This window comes from Oceanobacillus jordanicus (assembly GCF_022095695.1).
Classification (GTDB): domain Bacteria; phylum Bacillota; class Bacilli; order Bacillales; family Amphibacillaceae; genus Oceanobacillus_B; species Oceanobacillus_B jordanicus.
This window is the reverse complement of the sequence record NZ_JAIFZM010000006.1, coordinates 70,991-96,832: the sequence shown is the minus strand read 5'-3', so window position 1 is coordinate 96,832 and position 25,842 is coordinate 70,991. Positions and strand designations below refer to the sequence as shown.

The window sequence follows — 25,842 nt, the reverse complement described above, 5'->3', positions numbered from 1 at the left end:
TCAGCTAGACACTTGCGTACATCTTATACCTACTTAAAAAGGAGTTTAAATAGATTCTATGAAACTTGTATCTTGGAATGTGAATGGCATTCGTGCCTGTGTTAAAAAAGGCTTTATGGATTATTTTAAAGAGGTGGATGCAGATATCTTTTGTTTACAGGAGATTAAGCTTCAAGAAGGGCAGCTTGATCTAGATCTTGAAGGCTATTATCAATACTGGAATTATGCTGAGAGGAAAGGCTATTCTGGCACAGCTGTCTTCACCAAAGAAAAGCCACTGCAGGTTAAATATGGTGTAGGAGATTGTGAAACAGAAGAAGAAGGACGAATCATTACACTAGAGTATGAGACATTTTATTTAGTAAATGTCTATACACCAAATTCTAAACGAGATCTCACCCGTCTCGATTACCGGTTAGAATGGGAAGACGTGCTTTTTGCTTATTTAAAAGCACTCGATGCGGAAAAGCCTGTTGTATATTGCGGTGATCTGAATGTTGCGCACCAGGAGGTCGACCTACGTAACCACAAAACAAATCATGGCAACTCCGGATTTACAACGGAAGAGCGGGGAAAGATGAGTCGTCTTCTCGATAGTGGTTTCACCGATAGCTTACGTTATTTTCATCCAGAAACGGAAGGGATTTATACATGGTGGTCCTATATGAAAACCATTCGGGAAAGAAATGTCGGCTGGCGGATCGATTATTTCATCGTCTCAAATCGACTAAAAGAGTACCTCCTTCGTTCTGAAGCGCATCCCGACAGACTAGGTAGTGACCATTGCCCCATCATGCTAGAAATGGAACAGCCAAATTCATAAAAGTGAAAAGCTATATAGTGTTAGAAAAGCCGAGAAGATTTGATTTTTTAATCGATCCACTCGGCTTTCCTTTATCCATTTTATTGCTTTAAATTTTTAAAGTAATCAATAATTCCTAGTGCGCTTACTTGTAGGTCTAGATTAATTATAATATATACTTCGTCGTCATCTGGAACTCCTTTTAAGCGTAAGGCAGTCTGTACTTTAGCAAGGAGTCGCTCTGCAAGGGTATCATATCCCTTCCCTTCTGCCACAACCTGCTCTCCTTCTTCCATGAAGATCTCCAGCCATTCCAATACTTGTTGTAGGGCAAGCTCCGTTTTTTCCGTCATATTGTAATGCCCAAAGTATATCCGATCAAGCTTTTTTACCTGCATTCGCTGAATAGATTCCTCCATCTTGTTCGGTTCAAACTGATTTGGAGAAGTGGAGGGCAAGAAAAAGTCGACTTCGCGATTAGCCAACTGCTGATAACGGATACCAGCGGTGTCCCCCGCAAAGATTCCATTACTAATTGGATCATAAATAGCGAGGTGATGCTTTGCATGCCCTGGGGTATCCCAAAATTCCAGCACGCAATCCGGGCCAATTTCTAATCGATCTTCTTCTGTTTTTACAAGCAGGCGATCTGCTTCTATTGGTACAATTGGATCAAATAGTTCCGCGAAACTCTCTCCGTATACCGCTCTTGCACCGGCAGCTAATCTTTTAGGGTTAATTAAATGCCTCTCTCCTTTTGGATGAACGACTATTTTGGCATTTGGACAATCTCTAATCAATAATCCAGCTCCACCTGCATGGTCTAAATGAATATGTGTCAACACAATGTACGCCACATCTGTTAACTGATAGCCAAGGTACTCTAGCCCTTTTTTAATATGTTTTACAGATGGACTTGGCCCAGTTTCGACAATGGTCAGCTTTTCTTCTGCTATGACGTAGGAACCTGTACGTTCTGCTACACCAAGGTCAAACCCATCAATTAAATAGATACGGTTATCAAGTTTCAATGGTCTTTTATCCTGCATTTTCATCTCCCCCTGTTTCCTTATTTACACTTATTCACTTATGAACTGATGGCCCTTTAGAAAACCCATTATCTCTTCCATTAACCCTGGTGCAATTGGTAATGCTGGGTCACCATAGGTTTGGATATTCTCTCTCCGCTCGGCAGGCGCTTCCTTAAGAACATGGTTCATTTTATCAATCGTTACCATTTCAGCATCTGGTTTTGCTTCTTGTGAAATTGCAGCTTCCTGTTGCTTTACCTGGAGATCATGTTCCCCTTGGATGATTAGTGTCGGTATTGATAATTTTGCTAGTTCATCTGCAGGTGTGTATTTCATCCAAGATGCGAGAAATGGTTGGATAGCTGGTCTAAAAACAGATTGAAGTTCATCTGACACATTTTGGGAAGTTTTTCCCTCTATTAATTCTTCTATAATTGCCTTACTTTCCTCAAGTAGATCGCCGGAAATTTGCTCCTCGAGCTGATCATAAAGCACTTCATCCATGGAACGCCCAGCTCCAGCAAGGGATATAAGGGCATCAACCGATGATGTTTGCGCTGCCAAAACCCCTGTTAAAGAACCTTGACTATGTCCGATAATCCCAATTTTAGTATAAGATGAATCATTAGCCAATAGGTCTAACCACCCTTGTGCGTCCTGTACAAAGTGATCGTATCTTGTTGATGCTTCCTCTATAACCGCCTGTTGATTCTTACCTGCACCACGTTTGTCATAGCGGACACTCGCAATGCCGCTTTCAGCAAGCTCCTCTGCAAGTAGCTTGAGGCTGTCGTTTTTTCCCGGAAACGCTGGTGAGTTCCCGTTACGGTCTGTTGGCCCAGAGCCGGGAATGATTAGCATAACAGGGTATGAACCAGCTGATGTCGGGGTCTCCAATTCTCCATACAATATTCCATTATCTGTATTGATGCTCAAGAATTCTCCTTCTTCCTCATCCTCGGATTTTTCTTTCTTCTCCCCTTTTACAAGGTCAAATGGAAACTGCTGTCCATTCTGCGTAAACGTTCCTGTCATCTCTTCTCCTTTCACCTTGCCTTCAAAAGTTAGCAGCTGACCTTGTAGCTTCATCGTGATAATTACGTTTTGCTCTTTTGTCAACTCAACCGTGGACAGCGGATAATCCGTAACCCCTTGTATTGGAATACTGATTGTTCCGCTTTGCTCGTCTTCCAAATTAATTTCGATAGCTAAAGGCTGATTAGGTATGTTTATCTCTCCGTTCCATTTTCCTTTTAGCGACATCGCTTCATCCCTCTCTTCTCCTTCCTCTGGTGCGATGCTACAAGGAGAATTAATAGCAGCAAAAAATACCCAACTGTACGAAACTGCAAGCAATACCCCTCCCTTTTTTAAGTAGTACGACTGCATTTTAAAAAAGTTCCCCAGAAACTTTTCACCATATAAAAACACTCCGCCAGCTAGCGGAAGAGTGTTTCTTACCTAATATAATTCAGCGAATGGTCTTATTACTTGTTTCTTTGGCGTCCATTACAGGCCTGGTATAAACACAGAGATAAGCCACGGCGCTGCATATAAGGTCATAAATTGCACCCCATAATTCACTCCTCTGCGATGAAGAAATCCTGCAACAAGGGCTACAACAAGCACACCTGCCACATTTACAATACCTGCATCCATAAATGCAAGCATAATCACAAGTCCAAAAAACAGACCTAACATTGCCTCATGTGGAACATAACGAAACACAAAGGCACAGATTTGTTGAGCATATTTAATTGTTACATAAAACGTGATGGTAATTGCAACGAAAGCGCCAATTACCGTAGCCACAATAAAGTCCCCTGTTGATAACATGTGGTGGATATTATTTTCCGGCGTGAATACGGGCGGGGCATTAAATAACGCTCCACCTGGTCCAATTGCAGTTGGTGACAGTGGTAACCCAATCGCAATGAGCGGGATAAGTGTCCCGGATATATACGCTGCATTCGTTAAACCATCCATACTGGAGATTGCACGTGTTGCCTTTTTAACTGGATCCTTGATTCTACTTGTTAGTGTTTCTCCAAGGAATATAGTCATTCCAACTGGACTCATAAAAAATGTTAAGACACCCAAAATAGACGAAAAGGATGTTGTGCCTATTTCTTTTCGGTCTAAAATCTTAAATGGATTCGGAAATCCCTTTTCAGTTTTTGTCTTTTTGAGGACGATTTCTTTTAATCCATAACGCGGGAGCTGTCTTCTCACCTTACCACTCAAAAGTTCAGCAAGCTTTAAAATCACAGGCCCGATCGTAATACCAAGGAAAAAAGAAGTAAATACGGTAACGTCCTCTGGCACAATCCCTGTTTCCCAATAAGCAATTCTTAATCCCTGAATTAAAAAGGCAAACGGAATAATAGAAAGTAAGGATACCCAGCGATTTTTTGACATAAGGGCAAGGAAGATAGCACCACCAAGAAATATTTGATTGGAATACTGGGTAATAACATCCGCTAGTGGGATAATTAAGTTTGCTAAAAGCAAGCTCATAGGTACGGCAATAAATGTTCCAATAACAGAACCTGAAGCCATTTTCCGAATACTCACTTCAGGCATGCCATGCTTTTTGAGCACCATGGCATGTTCCACCATAGGTGCTGACATCACGCCACCAGGAATTCCTGCGATGGCAACCGGTATAGAATCGGTAAGCTTTTTGGCAACGATAGCAGAAATAAAAAAGGCTAAAATAACGATAGGCTCAAACCCCGACAATACAAGAACCAATGTGACAGGTGCTAGAACTGCTGTCTCATCTGTTCCTGGTGCAATCCCGATAATGGTATACAATACAGCACCTATAACGGAGGCAGTAATCATTTCTAGGATAAGTGTCAGTTCCATATGCTACTCCTCCCTTTCCTCTGCAAAACGTAGTGTACGCTTTGGTTTAATAACGATGCTGCTGATCACAAAACCTATTACAGCACCAATCAGCCCATTTATTAATGGTTTAGGAGGTTCATTTGGTGCAATCAAATAAGCACCTAGTGTTATGACTGTACATATAACAATGCTTAGTACCAGGTCCTTAATATGGACAAGGTCTTCCCACACTTCAATATTGTTCTCACCATCCTGAGGACGGATCTGCTTCTTATTCATTTCTTACTACTCCTTTAAAAGACGTATGATTTCTCATTATACATGGTAGCCTGCTTTAAATGAAGTACAAGGGTACGTTGTATAAATAAGGAAGAATTGGCCGCTGTTGGTATACGTAATTTTATTATTTCGAATCCATTTAAGTTGCTTAAACGTATTATAAACACCAAATTAAGAAAGGGTTGAAGTTCACGATGAATAATCATGAGATTGACTACAAGCTCCATGGAGACGATATGCAATTTGTGGAGGTTGAGCTTGACCCACAAGAAACCGTTATTGCTGAAGCCGGAAGCCTTATGATGATGGATGATCCAATTAAAATGGAAACAATTTTTGGTGATGGATCATCCAGCCAACAAAGTGGCTTGATGGGGAAATTGCTAGGTGCAGGAAAACGGGTTATAACAGGTGAAAGTTTATTTATGACTACATTCACAAACGAAGGAACAGGAAAAAGCCATGTATCTTTCGCTTCTCCCTATCCAGGAAAAATTATCCCGATGGACTTAAGCGAATTAGACGGAAAGCTTATTTGTCAGAAGGATGCGTTTTTAGCGGCAGCAAAAGGGGTAACTGTAGGAATTGAATTTCAGAAGAAGGTCGGTGCTGGATTCTTTGGCGGAGAAGGATTTATTATGCAAAAGCTCGAAGGCGATGGGTTGGCATTTGTCCATGCTGGGGGGACCATTCATAAAAGAGAGTTAACAGCAGGTGAGTCAATTCGCGTTGATACGGGATGTCTCGTGGCAATGACCGGCAATATTGACTACAATATTGAGTACGTTGGTGGAGTTAAAACAGCCCTATTCGGAGGAGAAGGTCTATTCTTTGCTACATTAAGAGGTCCTGGTACTGTGTGGGTTCAATCCCTTCCATTCAGCAGATTGGCTAGTCGGATATTTGCCGCAGCGCCAGAAAGAGGCGGCTCAAAAGGTGAAGGAAGCATTGCCGGAGGCTTATTTGACATCCTCGGCGGTGACAGAAACAGATAAAAGGAAACTTCAAACAGTGGGGTTCGGTTTAATCCCACTGTTTGCATGAACTACGTGTTTGACCTTGAAAGTATCGAGCAACTCTCCTGATAAATTCGGCCTCACCTGCCTCACACCTCCTGTTTATCTTCGCCTGCTATGATTCAACTGTAATACATATTGCCAGCTATTACATGATAAAAATTCCCATGCAGATGATTCTCCTCCTTGCACATACTAACGTTGTAAGTCTCCTAAAGTGAGGTGACAATCATGGGTAGAGATGAACATAGGAATTCCAAAAATAACTTTCTTGCGCAAACACCTAAGAATCTAAAGGATTCTGATGGGTTGGACATCGAATTCTCCAAAGAACTTGCAGATAAAGAAGATTTAGAGGCACAAGCAAGAAGCAAAGCAGCAGACCACCGCGCAAGAAAGAAATAAACATAAAGGATGCAGGGAGACGTTTACCTGCATCCTTTATGCATTTACAGGCTGAAAGATCCTACCGAGATTCTTTACCTGGCCTATTTAGAGGTGTAGAATATAGTCATAGAAAGCGAGGTATCGTAGGTGGCAAACAAAAATGTAGACGACTATCTGACAGAAGGCATGTATGGTACTCGACTTCCTAAGGATGCTGAACGAAAACAGTTTCTTGGTACCTTAAGAGAGCGAATTGTAATTGCCTTGACAATAGGTCAAGTGATGACAGATAAGGGTGTAGAAAAACTAGAGGAAGCAATGAAGGAAAATCCTAACACCACATTGCTCATTAATGGTCAGGTATCTTACCGATTTTTAAAGGAAGAAAAGGATTTAGCTAAAAAATATAATATTACCTATACTACCATCACGAACGAAGAAAGCGACACGGAAATTGGTGCCGTGCTAACGTATGATTACGCTATTGATAAGGAACAAATTTTTATTGAAGACGAACCAGAAGAACAATCACAGGAAAAGGAGGAACAAGAAACCACGTTCCTTTCAAAAATCAAAAGAATATTCTTGGACTGAAAAAGGCTTCCACAACTGGAAGCCTTTTAATATTGGTTTTCTGTTATAACCTGCGAATAAATTTGCATTGTTTTGTCGAAATGTGTTTCAAAACTGAATCTTTTGTACTATAATCATTTTAACGTTCGTAAATACAAAATAAAAACAAACCCCATATATTCCCGATAATATGGTTCGGGAGTCTCTACGAAGTGACCGTAAACCACTTCTCTATGGACGGTGTAGCTTTCATGTGGGAAAAAACCGTTCATTCGTGACCGGTTTTTTCTTTTTTTGTTCACCATTCCATTTTCTGGGGGGAAAAGGAGAAATCAACATGGAAATACTGAAGGATCTTTTAGCAGCAATTAGTGGGGTATTAAATGCCCTGCCACAAGGATTGCTAGCTCTCACGTTTGGCTTCGCCTCTGTACCAACGGCTATTGCATTTGTCATTGGTGCATTTGGAAATGCTGTGACAAGTAATGTTGCAGTTATCTCGTATCAGGCAGAAACGATCACCCTCGCCGGTACTTTGGGAAAAAATCTAAGAGAACGCATCTCTATGATATTCTTCGGGGCACTGATTATGCTGATTATCGGTTTATTTGGCCTGCTAGAAAGAATTATCGATTGGATTGGCCCTGTTATTACAAACGGGATGATGGCTGGTGTTGGAATCATGCTTGCAAAGGTAGCTTGGGATATGGCAAGAAACGACCGTCTTGTCGGCATCTCTTCTTTTGCCAGTGCACTAATTGTTTATGTAGCTACCAATGACTTAGTCTATACCATTACAATCTCAGTTATTCTTTCCAGTATTATCTATTATTTTGCGAAAAAGGGAGAACACGTGATAAAAGATAATGCGCCAAAAGAAAAGCTTGTCCTCCAGAAACTCATTCTCAATCCTATGGTTATTCGCGGAGCATTGGCAATGGTTTGTCTTAATATTGGAGCTAATATAGCATTCGGGAAAATAAACGGGGACATTGCATCCACGGAGGTTAATGTGGATACCATTACAATTATTAGCAGTCTGGCAGACATGGGTTCAGCCCTATTTGGTGGTGGCCCCGTGGAAGTTGTCATTTCTGCAACAGCTAGCGCACCTCACGCGGTATGGGCTGGTGTAATTATGATGTTCCTTATGGCGATAATTCTATTTGTGAAACTACTCCCGAAAATAGGAAAGTATGTACCAAGTGCATCTATTGTTGGATTTCTATTTGTGCTAGGTGCAATTGTTACACTGCCAGATAACGCCGCTGCCGCTCTAACTGCCGAAAGCGGAGGAGCTACATGGATTGCCGGTGTCACAATGGTTGTTACCGCAATTTCTGACCCATTCCTAGGCATGCTTGCTGGTGTCCTCATGCAATTATTATTGGGAATTTTTTAAGGGCGCTGTTTAAACTTATTACCTATAAATACTATCTATTGCACCCATTGCTTTATATTTCTTACCAATAGAAAAGGTGGTACATTATGAAAACATATAACCTGAATGTAGCTGGTTTAACAAGGACTCTTCCGATAATTAAGATTACTGACAATCTCAGTATTGCCAGCTTTGTTATCCTTGGTGATACAACATTAACATCTGCTGCTTCCCCCCTATTAGCTAAAAGGCTACCTGAGGTAGATGTCCTGGTCACTGCAGAAGCGAAGGGAATCCCTTTTGTATATGAGTTGTCTAAGAATCTGGGCATGGACAGCTATGTTGTTGCAAGAAAAAGCACGAAGCCTTATATGCAAGACCCTTTTGTACATAAAGTGGTTTCCATTACGACACAGAAAGAACAAACTCTCTGTTTAGATCGGAAGGATGCAGAGAAGCTTGATGGAAAACGCGTCGCCCTGATTGATGATGTTATTAGTACAGGTGAATCGATGAAAGCTTTAGAAGAGCTTGTGCGTAAAGCAGGGGCCGAAGTGAAAGCACGAGCTGCCATTTTGGCAGAAGGAGACGCTGCAGATCGAGATGATATTATCTTCCTAGAAAAGTTACCATTGTTTGTAAAGTAAATCTTAACTTTTAAAGATAAGAAAGAAGACAACTCCATTTAATTCAAAAACCCTCTTATGCCTAAAACGGATGGTTATCCATTTCCATAAGAGGGTTTTTAAACACGTTACTTTATTTCCTAGGCTTAAATTCTGAATGCGCTGCTTTGAAGAAGGATGCACCCATAAGTAGGATAACAATGGAAAATGGGAGTGCTGCGATGATAAGCATATTTTGCAATCCTTGTGTACCTCCGAAATATACAATAATCGCGGCAACTGCTGATTGCATCAGTCCCCACATTATTTTAACCGAATTAGCAGGATTCAACAGTCCGTTTGTGCTTAACATCCCTAAAACAAATGTTGCAGAATCAGCAGAGGTGATAAAGAATATCGCGACAACAAAAAGCGTTATAATCGACATTAATGTACCAAGTGGATACTCCGCCAATACCCCAAAAGTAGAGGTTTCAAGGGACAACGCAGAAATTTCTGCGATTCCGTTTTGTTCGAGGTTTAATGCCGAAACTCCAAACACTGCAAAGAAAATAAAGCAAACAAGTGCTGGGACTAGCAAGACGCCAAGCATAAATTCTTTTACGGTTCTACCTTTTGATATTCTCGCAATAAAAATACCTACGAATGGTGCCCATGACACCCACCATGCCCAATAGAAAATGGTCCATGCATTAATCCAGCCTCTATTGTCATTATCTAATGGAGCAAGTCGTAAACTCATATCGAAAAAATCAGAAATATAATTACCTAATGTGTTAGTAAACATGTTTAGTATGTAAAGTGTTGGTCCAACAATAAATAAGATAAGTAATAGAACAAAAGCAAGTCCCATGTTAATATTACTTAAATATTTTATTCCTCTACCAATTCCCGACCAAGCAGACACAATAAAGAGGATGGTAGCAACGATCAATACAATAATTTGCACACTAAATGTATTCGGTGTTCCAAATAGGAAAGATAGTCCGCCAGTAATTTGCCCTGATCCAAAACCAAGTGTAGCTGCTACCCCAATTACTGTTGCCACTACAGCAAGTGTATCAATAAGCTTTCCAGCTATTCCTTCCATTGCTTTTTCTCCAAAAAGCGGAACAAGCGTAGCACTGATAAGCCCTGGAGAATCTCGATGAAATTTAAAGTAGGCTAGTACAAGAGCCACGATTCCATATACCGCCCAGGCATGAACACCCCAGTGGAAGAAGGAGTATTTTAAGCCATCCTTAATTGCCTGCTCGGTACCAGGTTCTGCGCCGGGTGTGGTAAGAAACGCATGCGAAATTGGTTCTGCAGTTGTCCAGAACACAAGACCCATACCCATACCAGCACTAAATAACATTGCAAACCAAGATGGCAAACTGAATTCTGGCTTATCTTTTTCCTTCCCAAGTTTCACCTTACCGTATTTCGAAAATATTAGATAAACACAGAATATCAGCATGAGCATAACAATTAATAAATAATACCACCCAAAATTCACAGATATGAACGTCGTCACTGAACTAGTAAGTGACTCTAATTTTCCCGGGGAAACAGATCCCCAAATTACTACCGCGATACAAATAGCTAGTGCATACCAGAATACATTTGAAACACTCTTCATCCCTTCACCTCTTATATGTATGTATTTTTTATACTCGGTACTTCCAAATTTTAGCTACGTCGCCTTCTCTTCCTAGCTAAAATTTTATACCTTCCCAACGCTGACTTTTTCTCGTATATTACACTAGCAAACTTTATACCCTTATTTCAATTATTTAAAACACAGCATTTTTGCACTTTTTTGTAGTATTCCCTATTACAGTTGGAATATTTTATCCCGAATAATTAAATGATAAAAGAGAAACGGAGGTGGGATTAGTGAGTCAACCATATCAATGTCCAAACTGTAAAACCAATCGAACAAGGTTTAATATTATTGAACAGCATGCAAAGCCAGTAAAGCTTGATCCCACTACTGGTGACGTAATGCAGGAGTATGCAGCTGAACAGACGGACATCTTCCATATCGACTACAAAGGACCGCAATATAAGATTCAATGCGGGGCATGTGGGCTGATTGAGGATGAACAGAATTACGTTAAGTACGCAGAATACAATAAAAAGTAAGCTTTTAATCGCCATACCTGACAACGATCGGGTGTGGCTTTTTTATTTTGCACATTAAGAATGCAGAAATTTAAACTTAACGATGCAGCTAAAATTTTGAGCTACTAAATATAAGTAAAACATAAACATTTGCTAAAAGATGATCAAATGCAGTTTTTCTAACATGCTGCTCAACCATTTATATAACTTATGCACTATTTCCATCACGTTACGCAAATAAGCATCCAACTTTGGTCACTTTTTGCCATACTGTTTATAAAGGAAGGTGAGAGCAGTGTTAAATCTAAATCATGTAAAAAAGCAATATGGAAGAAATGTGGCTTTAAATGATATTTCTTTAAACTTTTCTAGAGGAAAGTGCTATGGTTTGGTCGGTCCAAATGGTGCGGGAAAAACCACATTATTAAAGATCATCTCCTCTATTATTCAGGACTTCGATGGAAGCCTAACATTCACGGACTCTCCTAGAGCTAAATCTAAAGAATTAATCGGTTATATACCACAGGAAATTTGTTTGGAGGAAACCGTTACAGCCTGGGATAATTTATCTTTTTTCGGAAAAATCTATGGACTCAAAGGGCAAACTCTTAAGTTGCGAATTAATGCGGTTTTAAAGGATATTGGTCTGACTGATAAAGCAAAACAGAAAATAAGCACCTATTCAGGTGGAATGAAACGCCGTTTGAACATTGGCTGTGCATTGCTGCATACTCCAGATCTTATTATTATGGATGAGCCGACAGTAGGAATTGATCCACAATCGAGACGTTATATCTTTAATATGATTGAGAAATTGAAGGAGCATGGTTGTACAATTATTTATGCTAGTCATTACATGGAAGAAATAGAGCAAATTTGCGATGAAGCAATCTTTATTGATAAAGGGGCTATAGCGGAGAATGGCCGCGTAGATGAACTGCTACAGAGATACGCCATCCCTTCTATCTATCTAAAAGGGGAAAATTGTCTTCCCAAAGAAAACGGAGATTTCACTATTTCTCCTAAAAAAGAAGGGCATCTCATACTAACAGAAAGTCCCTTACTGGCAATGGAGCACGTTATTAACCACTGTAAAACACATGCTGTGCAACCAGAACAGCTAGAACTAAGCCAAGCAAGACTTGAGGATGTATTCTTTTCCCTAACAGGAAGTCAACTGCGTGATTAAATATGCTAAAATGATAGGAGGAATTATATGCGTTCGATTATATCGTTTGAATTGTTAAAGAGCCTACAGGACAGAGGTCTGCTATTTTGGATGCTTCTGTTACCCATTTTGTTTACGGTGTTATTTATTTCCGTTTTCACTTCCGGAACAGAAGGCTTTGCGAGAGAACAAGTTATCTTATCGATCGTTCCCGGTTATACGGTGATGTTTGTCTTTTTTATTATCATTACAATGATAGCTAACTTTATTAAGGACCGAGAGCTTGGAATGACAGCACGTATTGCAAGCACCCCCCTTCCCGCTTATAAATATTTACTTGGAAAATGGATTCCCTACATGTATATCGTGTTTGTCCAGATTATTGTCTTGCTATTGTTCGGCAAGCTTGTCTATGATATTCCACTGGAGCAACCGCTCTCGCTGCTAATTGTTTCTCTTCTCCTCACCTTTACTGTTACGGGAATTGGATTAGCGCTTTCGCTACTAGTGAAAACGAACAATATGGGGATCGCCATGACGCAAGTTATAGCTCTCGGAGGTGCCGTGCTCAGCGGCCTATGGATGCCAATCGACATGATGCCATCTTTCATACAGACCCTCAGTAAATTCTTGCCACAGTATTGGGCCCACCAAGCATTACAGCAAGGGATGGAGGGCTCCATGCAAATCAGCGACATATTGTTACCTGCTTCTATTTTATTCATTTACGGATTCATCGCCTTTACGATCGCCATTTTACGCTACCCTGCTTTTTTAAAGATGGCAAGGGGGTAAAGAAATCGAAATCGGGGGATAACTATGAGATTGAATATAGATATAGATGAAAATCATGAAGAAACTTCTGTCACCATTCAAGCAAAGGAATGGTCTGAGGAGCTTGAGGAAATAGCTGCCGTTATTAAAAAACGGAAGCAGCGCCGGTTATTTGGTATGGACGAGGAGCAAACCGTTCTTCTAAACCCACCTGATATTGACTATATCTATGCACAGAAAAGAAAGGTTTTTGCTGTAATTAAAGATCGAGAATTAGAGATTCGTATGAAATTATACGAAATCGAAGAAATACTAATTCCTTATCAGTTTATGCGCTTTTCTAAATCCGTTATAGGCAATCTTGGTAGGATTGAACGGTTTGAATTATCTTTTAATGGAAATCTATGTGTCTACTTTCAATCAGGCAGTAAAGAATATATTACGAGAAAATATGTGAAACCAATAAAGGACCAGTTGATGAAAGGAGGGCAATAGGGATGATTCTTGAAATCACAAAGCGTTCAATGATTGGCATTGCATTCGGTGGAATCTTTACCTTTATTGCCTTGACGATCATGAAATTGAACAACGTGGAGTCTACTGTATCCGAGATTTGGATGCACATGGGAGCTAGTATGTTACTCGGAATATATTATGGTTTGTCCTCGTATATTTATGGTGATGGAGAAGGAAGTTATTTAAAGAAAACCATCTTTCATTTTTGCTTGTCTCTAACCGTTTACTTTATCATTGCTTTTACTGTAGGGTGGGTGCCATTAAATTGGCTGGCAGCTTTGCTGAGCTTTATTATCTTTGTCACCATCTATTCTTTTGTGTGGTTTGGTTACTACTCGTATTATAAAAAAGTGGAAAGCTCCATGAATGAGCATCTAAATAAAAAGTAATAAATCGATAAGCAGACTAATCTTTGTTACACTTAAGTAGAATGGAGGGAAACAAATGCGACTACAAAACAAAAAAGTTATTGCACTCGTTGAACAAGATTTTGAAGACTTGGAGCTTTGGTATCCCATTCTGCGTCTACAGGAAGAAGGCGCCCAAGTTGATTTAGTAGGCAAGGATGCTGGCAAAACCTATATCGGGAAATATGGTGTACCTGCTGAGTCTGCCTATTCTTTTGAGGATATAAATGCAGATGATTACGACGCTATTCTTGTTCCTGGAGGATGGGCACCGGATAAATTACGACGCTATCCTGAGGTACTAGAAATGGTAACTGCAATGGATAAAGCGAAAAAGCCAATTGGACAAATTTGCCATGCTGGCTGGGTTCTTATTTCCGCCAATATACTTTCAGGAAAGAACGTGACCAGTACACCTGGGATTAAAGATGATATGACGAATGCTGGGGCCACATGGAGTGACGAAGCAGTAGTCACTGATGGACACATCATTTCTAGCCGCCGTCCACCTGACTTACCTCCATATGTAAAAGCTTTCGCTGATAAATTAGCAGAATAAGCACAAAACCATTAACGGTCTTAAACACGAAGCTCACGAGTTCTTAGTGAGCTTTTGTTTCTTTACACTTAGAAAACGTTTTCATATAATGAAGTCAATAGAGACATATTTGGGAGGGGTACAATGAGCGAAATTGAGGAAGGAACCCTATTATGGGAGCCACAGGATAAACAGAAAGAAAAGGCAGCTGTCACGACTTATATGAACTGGCTTCGCAAACATAAAGAATTGGATTTTCATGACTACCATGCTCTCTGGAAATGGTCGGTAGACGAAACAGAAGATTTCTGGGAGAGTCTTTGGACATATTTTCAGATAAAATCCTCCACACCATATCAAGCTGTATTAAGTTCTCATAAAATGCCAGGGGCTAAATGGTTTACAGGATCATCTATTAATTATGCGCAACATATTTTTAACGAACGAAAGAATGATGCAGTTGCCATTCTGCACTCCTCAGAAAACCGCTCCACTGCGTCCATCACTTGGGGAGAGCTTGAACGTGATACAAGAGCTTTTCAGCAAACATTGAGAAGCTCTGGAATTAAAAAAGGAGACCGCGTCGTCGCCTATGTACCCAATATCTATGAATCTGTCGTAGCATTTTTGGCCACCTCAAGCCTTGGTGCTATTTGGTCAAGTGCTTCCCCCGACTTTGGGACAGAAAGTGTAATGGACCGATTTCAGCAGATTGAACCTAAGGTTATGATCACCGTAGATGGCTATAGGTATAACGGAAAAGAATTCAATCGTTTAGAAGTGGTGGAGAATTTACAGCGAGCCCTGCCAACCCTTGAAACAACCATCACGATTCCCTATCTTAACAAGACAGCTGACATGTCCAAGCTAAAAAACAGCATACCGTGGAAAAAAGCCATTACGCTTGATGAATCCCTTCCCTTTACTTTTGAGCAAGTAGAATTTAATGATCCATTATGGATCTTGTTTTCCTCTGGCACAACAGGAAAACCAAAGCCGATTGTACAAAGCCAGGGAGGCATTTTGCTAGAGCACTTGAAAGCTATGACCTTTCATATGGATTTATCAGAAGACGATCGGTTCTTTTGGTATACCACAACAGGCTGGATGATGTGGAATTTTCTCATTGGCGGATTACTTGTCGGCTCTACCATCGTGCTTTATGACGGAAGTCCAACATTCCCGGATAAAAAGAGTTTATGGAAATTTGCTGAGGATACAAAGACCACCGTGTTTGGAACTAGCGCAAGCTTTATTACCACATGCATGAATGAAGGCATGCAGCCTGGTAAGGATTACGACCTGAGGCATTTAAAAAATATTAGTTCAACAGGAACCCCGTTACCTCCCGAGGGTTTTCAATGGTGCTATGAAAATGTGAAAAAAGACCTTTGGATTTCCTCTGTAAGTGGTGGCACCGATGTATGTACTGCTTTTATATTAGGTGTGCCTATCCTTCCTGTATACGCAGGAGAGTTGCAGTGCCGGGGCCTTGGTGCTCGAATAGAGAGTTTTGATGAACAGGGAGAGGCTCTCATTGATGAGGTAGGTGAATTGGTTTTAACTGCCCCATTTCCATCAATGCCTGTTTTCTTCTGGAATGATGAAAAGGACAGCCGCTTAAAAGACAGTTATTTTGACGTCTTTCCAGGCATTTGGTGTCACGGAGACTATTTGAAAATTACAGATCGACATACCTGTGTTATTTATGGGAGATCTGATGCTACCATTAACCGTGGTGGCATTCGAATCGGGACAAGTGAAATATACCGTGCAGTCGATCAAATTGAGGAGGTTGCTGATAGCTTAATTGTGGATATTCCATTAACTAACGGAGATTCTTCCACTCCACTTTTTGTAGTAATGAGGGATGGGGTTGAGTTGACTGAAGCAATTGAGCAGAAGATTAAGAAGCAAATTCGTACACATTGCTCACCAAGACATACGCCTACAGCCATCCATCAAGTCCCGGACTTACCTAAAACGTTAAATGGTAAAAAGCTAGAAATACCGGTTAAGAAGATTCTAATGGGCAAGCCTGTGGACCAAGTAGTAAACAAAGGTTCCTTAAGCAATCAAGCCGCATTGGACTTCTTTATTGAATTTGCCGATCAAGGTAAAATGGAAGATATACAGAGATAAGAGAATATAAATTGCACTATTAATTTCCATGGAAAGCAAAATAGCCGGCTGATCTCGAATTTATTTATATTAAATTCGCATGATCAAACGGCTATTTTTTGAACAAAAGCGCAAACGCCCGTTTAGAAACGTAGCGAGTGGAACGAATCAACTGAGATAAAGGAATCATGCCCCTGCAAAAAGGGGTATGTCGGCGTTGGCCGGCAAGGACGTTTTTAGTCGACCTACCTCTATTTACCCAACCGATGATGACTTTCACCCTCCGGGTATAAGTGCGACTAAGCCTCTGGTTAAAACCAATCGGCAAGTCTTCTTTATCGTAGGGCGATTTCGTGAAGTCGCCTAGTTTCTGGGTGCTGGAGCTGGACGTGGCCATTTCTGCCATCGAACATTATGAAGACAAAATTTTATACTTTCTTTACTAGTAAAAAAGGTAGCAATCTAGAATTCAAAGGTAGTGTTTTCATCAAGTTGCATAAGAAATGCTTTAGCTAGATCCTTTGTAGCTTCAAGATCTTGCATGCTAACAACTTCCACAGGCGAGTGTGTATACCTAGACGGAATGGAAAGCACCCCTGTTGGAATTCCTTTATCCGCCAACGCAATGGCGCCCCCATCTGTTCCAATACCAGGAAAAACCTCTAATTGATAAGCGATAGCATGTTTCTTTGCAAGTTCAAGCAATTTTTCCTTCATGGTACGCTGCACGATTAGACTAAAATCCATTACCTTAATCCCAGTGCCTGCTCCTAACTTTAAGCTTTGATCCATTATATCTTCAGGTGTATCACTGACAGCAGTAGTATCAATGGCAATGGCAGCATCCACCTCCAGCTTATTGATTGCTGCCTGGGCTCCACGCAATCCTACCTCTTCTTGAACAGTAAAAAGAAATGTCACTTCCCCAGCAAATTCTTCGTCCTGTAGATCATTAAGTATGGATAACAGCACCGCACAACCTGATCTATCATCCAATGATTTACCACGAACCAGTTTATGAGATTCTGGTCCCACCATTTTCAAGTTAGGAGCATATGTAACAGGTGTACCTACCTCAACGCCCATATCAATAGCTTCTTGCTTGGAACGTGCTCCAATGTCTATGTATAATTGCGCATGACGTCTTACTTTTGTCGGGTCTTCAAACTTCACAAAATGAGCAGATAAAGTTCCAATAACCCCATCAATTTCATTATCTCTTCCCAACACTTTTACTTCTTGCGCAAGTAGGATACGATCATCATGACCACCCAGTTTTTCGAAGCGCAGAAATCCATTCTCTTCAATCTTCTTAACAATAAATCCTACCTCATCCATATGTGCAGTAAGTAGCACCTTAGGTCCGAGCTTTGTTCCATTTTTTCGAACGATAACATTTCCTAACCCGTCTATTTCGACGTGATCAGCTTTACCTTTTACATAATCCTTTATATAATAAGCTACATTTTGTTCGTGGCCACATGGTCCACTTAATTCTGTTAACCTTCTTAACAATTTTTCCAACTTTGCACACTCCTTATTTTCCAAACAATCGAATTATTTACATTATAACGATTTACTTCATGTTTAGAAAGAATAAAAGCGTAAGCGTCCGTTTAGAGACGTACGGACTGGGACTGCGATTACTCGTCCCACCGAAGACCTTTTGGACAGAGCCGTAGGAGATCAAGGAAACATGCCCCTGCAACAGGGGTATGTCGACGTTGGCCGACAAGGTCGGTTTTAGTCGACCCTCCTTCCCTTTAGAGCAGATGTTGACTTATTGTACGGAGGTGAAGGAAGTCCCGCTAGTCTCTGGGAGCTGAAGCTAGAAAAAATAAAAAAGCCCTGCCACTTGGTATGACAGGACCTCTTATCAAACGACTTTCTTTTGTGTTGCAAGGCTTGTAGCAATATAGACAAAGAAGGATACAACAATTGGCATTACCACTGAATGTAATCCAAAAGGCTGTGGGAAGAAGGAATCGGATAAAATGTATAATCCTACACCAGCTATCATTGAACTTAATGCACCATACTTATTCCCCTTCTCCCAGTATAATCCTAGAACAATTGGCCATATAAAGGCTGCTTCTAATCCACCAAAGGCAAATAAATTTAACCAGATAATTAAATCAGGTGGGTTGAGTGCCATGATGAATACGACGGCACCAAGAAGCGCCGTAACTGCTATACTTAGGCGTTTAACGCGCATATCGGAGGCTTTTGGTTCCACATAGTTTAAATATACATCCTTAACTATTGTTGAACTAACAAGCAATAGCAAGGAATCTACTGTCGACATAATAGCTGCCATTGGTGCAGCCAATACGATCCCCGCTAGCCAATTTGGCATCACTTCAAGCGCAATTAGAGGCATCACACGGTCACCCACTTCAATCCCCGGTAAAATAGGTCGGGCGAACACACCAATTAAATGCATGTTCAACATGATAACACCTACCACAATAGTCCCTATAATGATAGCTCTGTGCATAGATTGAGAGCTTTTATAGGACATTGCTCTAATTGCAATTTGCGGCAAGGCAACCACTCCAACCCCAACTAGTATCCAAAAGGACGATACATAAGTCGGTGTAAGCGTGCCTTCCGCCCCAAATGGAGTGATCAGATTAGGGTTCTCTGCTGTTAAATCTGCAATAATTGCTGGAATACCTCCCCCAGCAATTATTACGGCTACAAGCAATATTAACGTACCGACAAACATGACACTACCTTGAATTGCGTCGGTTAAGGCGACAGCTCGAAAGCCCCCTACTGTAACGTAAATTAGTACAGAAACAGCAAATATGAACAATGCGGTGGTATATTCAATTCCAATAAGTGATTCTATTAATCTAGCGCCACCGATCCACTGTGCTGCCATTGCCGAGAATAGGAAAACGATAATACTGACTGCAGATAGGATGACAACCCATTTTGACCGGTATCTCTCCTTTAGGAAATCTACCATTGTTAAAGCATTGTAGCGACGTGTAACAATAGCAAACTTCTTCCCGAGCACCATTAGTACAAAATAACCTGTTGCCACTTGCGACATGGCTAACAAAACCCACCCCAGACCTTGGTTGTATGCAGTCCCGGGCCCTCCAATGAAACTACTTGCACTTCCGTAAGTAGCTGTCATTGTCATAGCGAGTACAAATCCACCGAGACTCCTGCCTCCGAGAAAATAATCCTGTGCAAAACTAGTAGATTTTTTCAAGTATCCGCCAGACCATATTCCTACACAAAAAATGATTATCAAAAAGAGGATTAAAGGTATTAGAGATTCCCAATTCATTTTTCTTCCATCTCCTCATCAAATGGAATAGCAACAAAAAACTTTTTCACAACAATCGTCACCAATATTGCCATGACGATAAATCCTAAAACACAGCTATAAAAAAACCATGCCGGCAAACCTAACACGTATGTATAATCTTGTGGGTCCTTACTTCCAAATCCATAAGCAAATGCAAACCACCAGACGAAATTAAATATAACTAATCCTACCCCAATCCATGCTTCGCGGTTCGCGATCTTAACATGTTCTTTTTTCATCGTAAGACTCACCCCTTTTTGTTATAGAAAGGATAATGAGACGACCTCCCTTTATTTATTTCTATAGTCTAACAAAACTATATCGTTTCCCCTCTCCGTTGTAAACAGGAAAAAACCCAGCAGGTGAATACCTGCTGGATCATCATTTTCTATTTAATCCCGGAGTAACCGTCCGTAAGGCTCCCACTTCAAAACATGAGGTGAAACCGTGATGTTTAAGTGAGAGTAAACGGCCGTTAACACCCCGATTCGTTCAACTAACAATCAGTGAGGGAAGAATGAAAACCCCCACTAATTGAAGTTTCACTTTATTAGCGAACACCTTTCATAAATCGTTGAATTCTTGGAGATGCCATAAATAGTAGCAGTCCTAGAAGAATTGCAACACCACCGATGACACCAAAATAGACTATTTCTGTCTCTGGTTTATACAATTTCACAATCTGTGCATTTATAGCTTGCGCTGAGGCGTTGGAAAGGAACCAAAGACTCATTGTTTGTGCTGAAAATGCTTCAGGCGCTAGTTTTGTTGTAGCTGACAGGCCAACAGGTGACAGACATAGCTCCCCAATTACAACAAGCAAGAAGCTGAGTACTAGCCAAATAGGATTTACTAATGTGTCTGTTCCGTTCATAGCTGCTGGGAAAATCATCACAAGGAAAGATAGACCTGCAAACAATAAACCAAAAGAAAATTTCTTGGTAGTCGTTGGCTGTCTTTCACCCATTTTCACCCATATATTTGCAAAAATCGGGGCAAGCACCACGATGAATAGCGGATTCAGTGACTGGAACCAAGATGATTGCAATTCAAATCCAAACAAACTTAGTTCTGTTCGTTTATCTGCATACTCTGCAAGGATAATGGAACCTTGTTCTTGAATAGCCCAAAACATGATCGCTGCAATAAACAATGGAATGTAAGCAAGGATTCTTGATTTTTCATCCGCATTTGTTTTTGGACTACGGTACATCACAATAAAGTAGGCTGTTGGTATTAGAATACCTAAAATACTAACAAGATAAGTGAACCGGTTAATCGTTAAGATACCTGCTGGAATAGTAATGGCCGCTAAAATCACAATAACCACGGCACTTAAACCAATTCGGGTAAATACCTTTTTCTTTTCACCTGCTCCTAATGGATTTGGTACATAAGTTCCTGCAAGTCCAAGATATTTCTTGCGTGTAGCCATGTAAACAATCAAACCTACTAGCATTCCGATTGCTGCTAACCCGAACCCTAGGTGATAGTTGTATTCTTGACCGATTGTTCCGACAATAAGCGGTGCAAGAAGTCCACCCATGTTAATACCCATGTAGAAGATACTAAATCCAGAATCACGGCGTACATCTTGCGGGCTGTACATATCTCCCACAATATTCGAAACATTTGGTTTTAGTAATCCCGTACCAATAACGATAAGGAACATGGAGATGAATAAGGCTGTCGTACCAGCTGGAAGCGCAAGTACAATATGCCCTGCCATAATAAGTACACCACCATAAAACACAGTACGTTGCGTACCAAGCAACCTATCTGCAATCCATCCACCAATAATCCCTGACATGTATACAAGAGAACCGTAGATGGCCATAATAGATTTTGCTGTGCCATCATCTATGCCCAGCCCTCCATCAGCAATTTCGGTATACATATAAAATAATAGCAGTGCCCGCATCCCATAATAAGAGAAACGTTCCCAGAATTCTGTAAAGAAAAGGGTGAATAGCCCTTTAGGTTGTCCAAAAAATCCCCGTTGAGGAACACTTTGGACGATTTGTTCCTTACTAAGTTTTTTCATGATGAAATTCTCCTCTATTTTAGAATAAACTGATAATTATTGTTTAAGACAAAAACTATCTTACTCCTCTAGTGGTCATACGTCAAACGTCAAAAAATACCAAAATAGAGACTCTCAAAATCAAGAGCCTCTATCGGTTGTTGTCATCGTAATCTTTAGCTTTAGCTTTAGCTTTCTTTCAACAAATTTCTTTTCCTAATATAAACGACTAAACCAGAACTCGCACCCATTACTAGTAGAACTAGTCCAGCAATCAAGTAATTGTAAATATCTGTTGCTGTTTGAGGAAGAAGACTTCCACCCTTGCTACTATCGTTTCCAGGAGGCGTCTTGCCTGAATCATTTCCTGGGGTATTTGTACCATCACCGTTTTCTTGATTGTCATTCGAGTCATCATTCGCATCATCACCTGGTGTTTGAGGATCCTCATTCGGATCTTCTTCACCTGGATTATCTGTGGCTAGAGAAATTCTGCCCTCTGCCTTATATTCAAATGGATTTTCTTTCGTGCTTTCTAAACTACGAACAAAATCAACCGTTGCATCTAGGTCTGTTGGCCCCATAACTGGGCTTTGTCCTAGCTCACTAATCGGACGGTGCTTATCACTCAATGATGTACCCATATAATTATTTACTGTAAGCGTAAATGTTTCCTCCGGGTCAATTTCTGAACCGTCCGGGTATGTTACATCAACCACTTTATTTGTTTCTTGATCCCATGTGTAATGGAAACCACTAATACTATAATCTGGACCGTATTCTGGCGAAAGTTGTGCTTGAATGATTGGAGCCAAATCAGCGCCCTTTATTTCTAACGTCATAAGTGTGTTACCAAAAGGCTGAATGTTGTATAAGTCTCCCCAAGTCACTTCACCTGCTAGTAAATCATCACGAATTCCTCCACCATTCATCATGGCAAAATCACTCTCCATTGCAGCATTCATCCCATCCGCGATTAAATTCCCTAACCCATGGTCCCCATCATTTGTATAATCACCTGTAAGGTCGGTTGCATTATAACCAATCACTTCTCCCATGATCGGTGCAATTTGCTCACTATATTTGTCTAAGATAGCCGTTACAGCTGGATCTGGAGTATAGTTATCCTGATTTACAAAGACAACTTCTGCTTCTTTCTCGACAATGTCACCTGTCGAGCGATCAATCTCCAACTCAACATCTGCAAATGCCTTTCCATATTCGGAAGCTTGAACAATTAGTTTATCATCTACAACACCATCTACTACTTGATGGTTATGTGCAGCAAAGATAACATCAACTGCGTCATCTACTTCCCTTGCCAGATCTGCCGCTTCACCTGAGGCACCATCACCATCCTGATCTGCAGGAATATGTGCTAATACGACAATTGCTTCTACCCCTTCTGCCTGGAGATCTGCTACCGCGTTATCTACTGCAGTTGCTTCATCCGTAAATTCAATATCCTGAATTCCAGCCGGCATTACCATATCTGCCGATGCTTGTGTATTTACACCGATGAAACCAATTTGCTCACCATCTACTTCTTCAATATAGTAAGGGTCCAGTACTGTCTCTCCACCGTCCTTATAGACACAGTTTGCACAAAGGTTTGGGAAATTCATCCCATCATACCCTTCAGTACCGAGCCCTTCCGGATGTTCTCCACCATTTACCATTCGAAGTAGCTCGTCTGTACCTTCGTCAAATTCGTGGTTCCCAACCGTCCCTACATCAAATCCCATTTCTTCCATAATTTCCACGGTTGGTTCATCCTGTAGCAAACCAGAAACAGGTGAGCTTCCACCAATCATATCTCCTGCATGTACTAACAGTGTATTTGGATTTTCTTGCGCACGTTCTTTCATAGCTGCTGCAGTGTAATCCATTCTTCCATACATATTAAATATGCCATCCCCATCTGGGTCTAGCTCGTACTGCTGGTCTATTTTTCCGTGAAGGTCATTCATGCTTAACAATTGCACGTGTAGATTATCTTCATTCGGTTCTTCTTCTCCAGCAGGCGTATAGCCATAGGACTCCGCTTCTGCTTCACTTGAGAAGAATACACGGTATTCAACAGGGACATCAGCCCACTTTTCTGGCACGACGTACTTATCTGTATTTGAGTTCCCTACATATCTTAGAAAACCCTTTTCGTCATCATTAGCACGGAAGGCAAACGGAAGCTCAAGTAATGGATCCTCTGGATTCCAAATACCTAATCCTGCATCCTTCGCTTCTTTTACCGCATTCTGGTATATTGGGTATGCTTCTTCATTAAATGGTGGGATAAAGTAAGTAGATGCGTAGCCTTCTTCCACCATTTTAAGATTAACATTCGTACCATCTTCTGTGATAACCTCTGCAAGCAAACGTCCGTAATCATCTGTTGCTTCTTCACCGACTTTAATTGTAACCGTATCGCCAGGCTCAATTAATGTCTTCATGAATGCTGTTGCTGCATCCCCATGTTTCTTTTGGTTCTCATTAATTTCATTACGATCTGGATCATTATTATGAGCGGCATATGTTTCTGGTGTATCCATATTTAAAAATCGCACTCTGTCCCCACCAAGAACCGTCTCATTAATACGAATTGTATCTCCATCCGTAACATAATCTACTGTTGCCTCATACTCTCCAGCTGCAGAAGGAGGCTCAGGCTGGTTCTCCGCTAATACGAAATCATCTTGTTCTGTTGGGATAAGCTGGTAGCTATTGTATTGACTCACAATCGCAGTAACGTCATACCATTTGCCTTCTTCTATCTGCGAGACATCTAGAGCATTCTCCATTACGCGCAATGTAGTTGAATTCAAATCCTCGTCTATAAACGAAATATTGTACCCGCCACCCGCTGGAGAACCTGGTATGGATGAGATATAACCATTCACTTCAACAAGTTCCCCTTCAAAAGCCTCTGCAGCATCACCCTGAAGCTCTTTTATGGAAAGCGACTGTGCATTAGGTACTGCTTGTCCTTCTGCAATGATATCAATTGTATCTGGTAAAACTTCCTTTAAACCGTTATAAGTATCTAATTCCCCAATTACTTTAACTCTTGTTCCTTTTTCCAATTCTTCTAAATCGCCTTGTTCGTATTTAAATATGTTGATTCCGCCTGTTTCATCTTGAATGTATGTAGTAAACTGGTTGCCATTACTAACTGAATTAGAATTTACTGTAATAACTCCTTCTACTTCCACTCGCGTTCCATCACTTAATCCTCTAGCATCTGCAACGGAAACTGTTTGTGGAACTTCAGGGTCTGTTGGCGGGTCTTCTGGATCTGTTGGTGGCTCTTCAGGACTTTCTCCACCTCCAATGTGGCTTCCTAATGAAGAGAAAGTGTCTTGTTCATATCTTTCCCATTCCTCCATATTAAATATAGTAGATGGTGATGTAATAGATTGATTACGTACTAGCGTCATATCCGCACCGAACTCTTCATCGTTGCCAATTTCACCAACTATATCAATCTGTTCCTCACTTTTTGAAAGTACTATGGCATCATTCCCGTTGAAGCCTGTTACAGAGGAAGTGATATCTGCTACTTCTCTAATTTCAGCTACAGCACTATTATGTGCTATCACATAAACGTCGCCATTTGCTAACGTTCCTTCTAAATCTAATGTACTGTTAGCCTCTTCGTTGCCATTACTATACAATGCAAGCTGATAGTTCGCTAGATTAACATCATCGCCTGTACCGTTATAGAGTTCAATAGCTTTATTATTAGAACTACCTTCTACGTACTCTGAAATAAGTAAATCATCTGTGATTGTCTCTGCTGCCGCAACGTTAATAATCGGTACAAAGTTTGTAAAAATTAACGTGAAGATGAGCAAAACAGAGAAAGACTTTTTCCTAAACAGATTTTGCATGAAGACCCTCCAGTAAATTTAGTATTATG

At 40.7% G+C, this 25,842-nt stretch carries 23 protein-coding genes and 1 riboswitch; of the genes, 13 read left to right on the top strand and 10 right to left on the bottom strand.

Annotation, left to right across the window (positions count from 1 at the left end; genetic code table 11):
• Positions 1–58 precede the first annotated feature (58 nt).
• Positions 59–823, top strand: coding sequence for an exodeoxyribonuclease III (locus tag K3T81_RS08830; RefSeq protein ID WP_238019446.1), 765 nt, complete (start codon positions 59–61; stop codon positions 821–823).
• Positions 824–903: 80 nt separating this feature from the next.
• Here K3T81_RS08830 and K3T81_RS08825 read toward each other — a convergent pair whose 3' ends face one another.
• The 4 genes from K3T81_RS08825 to K3T81_RS08810 all read right to left on the bottom strand — a co-directional run bounded on the left by K3T81_RS08825 (position 904) and on the right by K3T81_RS08810 (position 4,965).
• The gene (locus K3T81_RS08825; protein WP_238019445.1) at positions 904–1,851 is read right to left on the bottom strand and encodes an MBL fold metallo-hydrolase; all 948 of its coding nucleotides are present in this window, start codon (positions 1,849–1,851) and stop codon (positions 904–906) included.
• Positions 1,852–1,881: 30 nt separating this feature from the next.
• The gene (locus K3T81_RS08820; protein WP_238019444.1) at positions 1,882–3,189 is read right to left on the bottom strand and encodes an alpha/beta hydrolase family protein; all 1,308 of its coding nucleotides are present in this window, start codon (positions 3,187–3,189) and stop codon (positions 1,882–1,884) included.
• A gap of 153 nt (positions 3,190–3,342) precedes the next feature.
• The gene (locus K3T81_RS08815; RefSeq protein WP_058949282.1) at positions 3,343–4,704 is read right to left on the bottom strand and encodes a tripartite tricarboxylate transporter permease; all 1,362 of its coding nucleotides are present in this window, start codon (positions 4,702–4,704) and stop codon (positions 3,343–3,345) included.
• A gap of 3 nt (positions 4,705–4,707) precedes the next feature.
• Entirely contained in the window at positions 4,708–4,965 is a 258-nt protein-coding gene (locus tag K3T81_RS08810; protein ID WP_238019443.1) for a hypothetical protein, read from the bottom strand.
• Positions 4,966–5,159: 194 nt separating this feature from the next.
• Between K3T81_RS08810 and K3T81_RS08805 the strand changes: the two genes are divergently transcribed.
• The 5 genes from K3T81_RS08805 (at position 5,160) to K3T81_RS08785 (ending at position 8,969) form a co-directional block, all read left to right on the top strand.
• Positions 5,160–5,960 (top strand): TIGR00266 family protein, encoded by an 801-nt coding sequence (locus K3T81_RS08805; RefSeq protein ID WP_058949280.1) that lies wholly within the window; start codon positions 5,160–5,162, stop codon positions 5,958–5,960.
• Between the two features lie 252 nt (positions 5,961–6,212).
• A complete protein-coding gene (locus tag K3T81_RS08800) occupies positions 6,213–6,386 on the top strand; it encodes a YfhD family protein (RefSeq protein ID WP_081779436.1) in 174 nt (57 codons plus the stop codon).
• A 129-nt stretch (positions 6,387–6,515) separates the two neighbouring features.
• On the top strand, positions 6,516–6,962 hold the full coding sequence (locus K3T81_RS08795) for a YueI family protein (RefSeq protein WP_238019442.1): 447 nt from the start codon (positions 6,516–6,518) through the stop codon (positions 6,960–6,962).
• 131 nt (positions 6,963–7,093) lie between these two features.
• Positions 7,094–7,195, top strand: a riboswitch (purine riboswitch).
• A gap of 83 nt (positions 7,196–7,278) precedes the next feature.
• The gene (locus K3T81_RS08790; protein WP_106895599.1) at positions 7,279–8,343 is read left to right on the top strand and encodes a guanine permease; all 1,065 of its coding nucleotides are present in this window, start codon (positions 7,279–7,281) and stop codon (positions 8,341–8,343) included.
• A gap of 86 nt (positions 8,344–8,429) precedes the next feature.
• A complete protein-coding gene (locus tag K3T81_RS08785) occupies positions 8,430–8,969 on the top strand; it encodes a phosphoribosyltransferase family protein (protein ID WP_238019441.1) in 540 nt (179 codons plus the stop codon).
• A 112-nt stretch (positions 8,970–9,081) separates the two neighbouring features.
• On the opposite strand, the gene K3T81_RS08780 is transcribed toward K3T81_RS08785, so the two are convergent.
• Positions 9,082–10,569 (bottom strand): BCCT family transporter, encoded by a 1,488-nt coding sequence (locus K3T81_RS08780; RefSeq protein ID WP_036577035.1) that lies wholly within the window; start codon positions 10,567–10,569, stop codon positions 9,082–9,084.
• A 257-nt stretch (positions 10,570–10,826) separates the two neighbouring features.
• On the opposite strand from K3T81_RS08780, the gene K3T81_RS08775 reads away from it, so the two are divergent.
• The 7 genes from K3T81_RS08775 (at position 10,827) to K3T81_RS08745 (ending at position 16,599) form a co-directional block, all read left to right on the top strand.
• A complete protein-coding gene (locus K3T81_RS08775) occupies positions 10,827–11,075 on the top strand; it encodes a hypothetical protein (RefSeq protein ID WP_058949276.1) in 249 nt (82 codons plus the stop codon).
• 274 nt (positions 11,076–11,349) lie between these two features.
• Complete coding sequence (locus K3T81_RS08770; protein WP_238019440.1) at positions 11,350–12,243, top strand: ABC transporter ATP-binding protein; 894 nt, start codon at positions 11,350–11,352, stop codon at positions 12,241–12,243.
• Between the two features lie 27 nt (positions 12,244–12,270).
• Positions 12,271–13,017, top strand: a complete 747-nt coding sequence (locus K3T81_RS08765) for an ABC transporter permease (RefSeq protein ID WP_238019439.1) — start codon at positions 12,271–12,273, stop codon at positions 13,015–13,017.
• A gap of 24 nt (positions 13,018–13,041) precedes the next feature.
• Positions 13,042–13,491 (top strand): LytTR family DNA-binding domain-containing protein, encoded by a 450-nt coding sequence (locus K3T81_RS08760; protein ID WP_238019437.1) that lies wholly within the window; start codon positions 13,042–13,044, stop codon positions 13,489–13,491.
• A 2-nt stretch (positions 13,492–13,493) separates the two neighbouring features.
• The gene (locus K3T81_RS08755) at positions 13,494–13,901 is read left to right on the top strand and encodes a DUF3021 domain-containing protein (RefSeq protein WP_238019435.1); all 408 of its coding nucleotides are present in this window, start codon (positions 13,494–13,496) and stop codon (positions 13,899–13,901) included.
• 55 nt (positions 13,902–13,956) lie between these two features.
• Positions 13,957–14,478 carry a type 1 glutamine amidotransferase domain-containing protein gene (locus K3T81_RS08750; protein ID WP_238019433.1) on the top strand — a complete coding sequence of 174 codons (522 nt, stop codon included), beginning with the start codon at positions 13,957–13,959 and terminating at the stop codon, positions 14,476–14,478.
• Between the two features lie 123 nt (positions 14,479–14,601).
• A complete protein-coding gene (locus K3T81_RS08745; RefSeq protein WP_238019430.1) occupies positions 14,602–16,599 on the top strand; it encodes an acetoacetate--CoA ligase in 1,998 nt (665 codons plus the stop codon).
• A 441-nt stretch (positions 16,600–17,040) separates the two neighbouring features.
• On the opposite strand, the gene K3T81_RS08740 is transcribed toward K3T81_RS08745, so the two are convergent.
• From K3T81_RS08740 to K3T81_RS08720, 5 genes are all read right to left on the bottom strand, one after another.
• A complete protein-coding gene (locus K3T81_RS08740; RefSeq protein ID WP_238019427.1) occupies positions 17,041–18,102 on the bottom strand; it encodes a M42 family metallopeptidase in 1,062 nt (353 codons plus the stop codon).
• Positions 18,103–18,454: 352 nt separating this feature from the next.
• Positions 18,455–19,882 carry a sodium/pantothenate symporter gene (gene panF / locus K3T81_RS08735; RefSeq protein ID WP_238019425.1) on the bottom strand — a complete coding sequence of 476 codons (1,428 nt, stop codon included), beginning with the start codon at positions 19,880–19,882 and terminating at the stop codon, positions 18,455–18,457.
• Positions 19,879–20,142: a YhdT family protein gene (locus K3T81_RS08730; protein ID WP_058949267.1), complete on the bottom strand. Its 264-nt coding sequence runs from the start codon at positions 20,140–20,142 to the stop codon at positions 19,879–19,881. The genes panF and K3T81_RS08730 overlap by 4 nt, the downstream gene beginning before the upstream one ends.
• A 311-nt stretch (positions 20,143–20,453) precedes the next feature.
• Positions 20,454–21,947, bottom strand: a complete 1,494-nt coding sequence (locus K3T81_RS08725; protein WP_238019423.1) for a peptide MFS transporter — start codon at positions 21,945–21,947, stop codon at positions 20,454–20,456.
• Between the two features lie 167 nt (positions 21,948–22,114).
• The gene (locus tag K3T81_RS08720) at positions 22,115–25,813 is read right to left on the bottom strand and encodes a 5'-nucleotidase C-terminal domain-containing protein (protein WP_238019420.1); all 3,699 of its coding nucleotides are present in this window, start codon (positions 25,811–25,813) and stop codon (positions 22,115–22,117) included.
• Between the last annotated feature and the right edge of the window lie 29 nt (positions 25,814–25,842).